Source organism: Mesorhizobium sp. M4A.F.Ca.ET.020.02.1.1, from assembly GCF_004022645.1.
GTDB lineage: Bacteria > Pseudomonadota > Alphaproteobacteria > Rhizobiales > Rhizobiaceae > Mesorhizobium.
On record NZ_RZOI01000689.1, the window covers coordinates 1 to 3,188 of the forward strand.

The following is a 3,188-nucleotide window of genomic DNA, read 5'->3' on the forward strand; positions in this document are numbered from 1 at the left end:
ATGATGGCCTGGACGCCGAGATTGATCGCCTGCTCGATCTGGTCGCGTTGCGCGGCCGCATCCTGCCGGCCGGAAAAGATCTGCAGGTCGATGTCGAGCGCTTTCGCCTGTTTCGCCGCACCGGCCTGATAGGCCTGGAAGAAATCGCCGGCCGAGATGAAGGTGACGAGCGCCACCTTCACGCCGCCCTTGTCGAAGGGCGCTGGAGCATCGGCGACCCCGGCGGCGTGTGCCGCCCCAACCGGTACGGCGCAGGCAAGCAGGCCGGCAGTAAATAATCCGAGAATAGAAGTCTTCATGAGAATTCCCCAGGAGTAACGCCGACAAGGCACGTCTCCGGACCGCGGGATCGCCGCCGTCGCGCCTCGATGAGCGAATTCGCGAAAGGTACAGCGGCGGCGGAACCGCCCGGAACGCAGATTATTCTCTTTCGAAGCGCGTCGTTGGCAAATGTTGCTGCCGCCGTGGAGACCAGATGCGCGCCGCCCTTGCAGGAGGGCCTAGACGAAGAGACCCGCGGACAGGGGCAGTACGCAATGACCGGTTCAGGTCGCCACGCCAGCTTGCTGCAACGTTCCGGCACGAACGCGCTTCGGTTAACGGGATCACGCTGTCGCCTGTCGAGAGGCCGCGAATCGCTGCATGCGCGAATCAAAAAAGAAGCCGTCCAAGGTTCCCCCTTGAACGGCCGGTCGAGCCCCTGCTCCCCGAAACTCTTGACCGAAGTGCTGCCGATCGTCGCGAAACGACCGCTTCTGGAGTGGTTTTGGTGTGCCACAGGCGGGGCTCGGCCGCAACGTAAACGACTTGTTAACCTTAACGTCCCCGACCCGTGAACAAGTGTTAACGATGCTGGCACGCATCCTGCTCCGCAACGCATGTAGGTCATCGGAGGGCGCCCTGTCTGTTCGCCGATGGGACATGAAAAGACAGTTTGCGCGAAAGAGCACACAATGAACCAGAACGGATCGATCACGCTGTTCCAATATTGGAACCAGCTGCGTGATGGGCGCCCCGCCCCGAAGCGTTCGGAAGTGGAGCCCGCCGACATCAAGTCGCTTTTGGCCGACACATTCATCCTGGAAAGGGATACGCGCGGCGAGGCCGTGTTCCGGCTGGCCGGCACCAGGCTTTGCGCCTCCTATGGTCGCGAACTGAAGGGGTTCTCCTTCCCCTCGCTGTGGCGCGAGAAGGACCAGCGGCTTGTCTCGCGGCTGGTCCACGGCGTTTTCGAGCAGAAATCCGTGGTGCTGATCACCTATGAGGGCTTCAGTGGAAACGGCCGATCCAACAAGTTCGAACTGCTTGCCCTGCCGCTCGACGGCGGCGTCGAGAATCCGCGCTGCCTGGGTGTCATCAGCGCCGCCGAAAGACCATTCTGGCTGGGTGCCGACCCGATCACCGACGCGCTGATCGATTCGATCCGCGTCGTCGATCCGGACAAGGAGCCGATGTTCCTGAAGAACCGGCCTGCCATCAATGTTCCCTCGCTTGTGCCTTCAGAGTTCGATCCGCCAGAAACGTTTCCGGCACTCGGCCGCGCGCGTCGCATCCGCCATCTGGTGGTGTTCGAGGGCGGGCGCGGCGAGTAGCCACCTCCAGCATTCGGATCGACTGCGAAGGGGGTCCACTTTTCCCCTTTGTTAACCTCCATTGTTGTAGTTTTCCCGGTGAAATTCCTCGCATTGACGCGGGGAATGCCAACGGGGTGTAGGCAGTCATGAGGTCAACGGCGGTCGACTTTGCGCCGTCCCGCGCCGAAAGGCGTAATTTTCAGCGCGTCCGCGTCAAGATCTACGGGCGCTTCATGCTGGAGGACCGCACCGAGCACCCGTGCCAGGTGATCGACATGTCGCCGGGCAACGTCGCACTTCGAACCGAGCGCGTCGGCATGCCGGGTGAGAAGGTCATCGCCTATATCGATCACATCGGCCGCGTCGAGGGTGTGGTGACCCGCACCTCGCAGGACGGCTTCGCCATGACCGTCATCGCCTCGGACCGCAAGAAGGACAAGCTTGCCGCGCAGCTGACCTGGCTTGCCAACAAGCACGAGCTCGACCTGCCGGAAGACCGCCGCCACGAACGCGTCGCGCCGCGCAATCCGATGAGCGTGCTCCAGCTCACCGACGGGCGCCAGTACCAGTGTCGCATCATCGACCTGTCGCTCTCGGGCGCCGCGGTCGAGATCGACGTCAAGCCGGCGATCGGCGTGCAGATCATGCTGGGCACGATGCGCGGCCAGGTGGTGCGTCATTTCGAGGATGGTGTCGCTGTCGAATTCGCCGTCATCCAGCGGCCGGAAACCCTGGATTCCGAGTTCAACACGCCGCGCGCCTGAGCAACGGGCCCGCGAGACCAGCAGCTGAACCGGCCCATCGCGGCCGGTTTTGTTTTTTCGCGCCCCACACGACCGGAATTGCCCCTGCGCATGACACGGTCGGCTCGTCAGATCCTGGCCGACGAAGGGCCGTAAGAATTTTAGTTCAAACTAATTCAAATTTTATGCTTATTCTCTTGGCGTTTTACTCAATGTCTACTTCGGGTTTTTGCGTCAAATAAATCCGGTCATGAGATGGTCTCCTCAAACGGGGAGACTAAAACAATGAAGAAGACGAGGGGCAAGCTGTTGCTCATGGCAATGGCGATGCAGCTTTCCGCTTGGGCAACGGCATATGCGGGACCGGCTTTCATGCACACGGGCGGTCGCACTACCCAGCCGGTCGGCCACTACGAATTCTGCCAGAAGCTTCCGCAGGAATGCAAGGAACGGACGCCGAAGCAGGCGCCGATCGAACTGACCCGCAAGCTGTGGGCGGCCATCGTCAACATCAACAATTCCGTCAACACCAGGATCACGCCGCGCACCGACATGGAGATGTGGGGCAAGGAAGAGGTCTGGTCCTACCCCGACAACGGCTTTGGCGACTGCGAGGACTACGCGCTGGAAAAGCGCCGCGCGCTGATGAACATCGGCGTGCCGGCCGGCGACCTGCTGATGACGGTGGCGCGGCAGCCGAACGGCGACGGCCATGCGGTGCTCACCGTGCGCACCAGCCTTGGCGAGTTCATCCTCGACAATCTTCAACCCAAGGTGCTGGCCTGGACCGACACCGACTACACCTACCTCAAGCGCCAGTCGACGGAGAATTCGGGCGTTTGGGTGACGATCAATGACGGCCGCGAGGACG

3 protein-coding genes and 1 pseudogene are annotated in these 3,188 nt (G+C 61.8%); 3 read left to right on the forward strand and 1 reads right to left on the reverse strand.

Annotated features, from left to right (window positions below; translation table 11 throughout):
- Positions 1-299, reverse strand: a pseudogene (locus EN742_RS29365) (sugar ABC transporter substrate-binding protein); the annotation flags it as partial.
- Positions 300-953: 654 nt separating this feature from the next.
- Here EN742_RS29365 and EN742_RS29370 point away from each other — a divergent pair.
- The 3 genes from EN742_RS29370 to EN742_RS29380 all read left to right on the forward strand — a co-directional run.
- Positions 954-1,592 (forward strand): PAS domain-containing protein, encoded by a 639-nt coding sequence (locus tag EN742_RS29370; protein WP_126054355.1) that lies wholly within the window; start codon positions 954-956, stop codon positions 1,590-1,592.
- 128 nt (positions 1,593-1,720) lie between these two features.
- Entirely contained in the window at positions 1,721-2,338 is a 618-nt protein-coding gene (locus EN742_RS29375) for a PilZ domain-containing protein (protein WP_126054354.1), read from the forward strand.
- Between the two features lie 264 nt (positions 2,339-2,602).
- On the forward strand, positions 2,603-3,188 hold a 586-nt coding region (locus tag EN742_RS29380), incomplete at its 3' end, for a transglutaminase-like cysteine peptidase (RefSeq protein WP_128333580.1).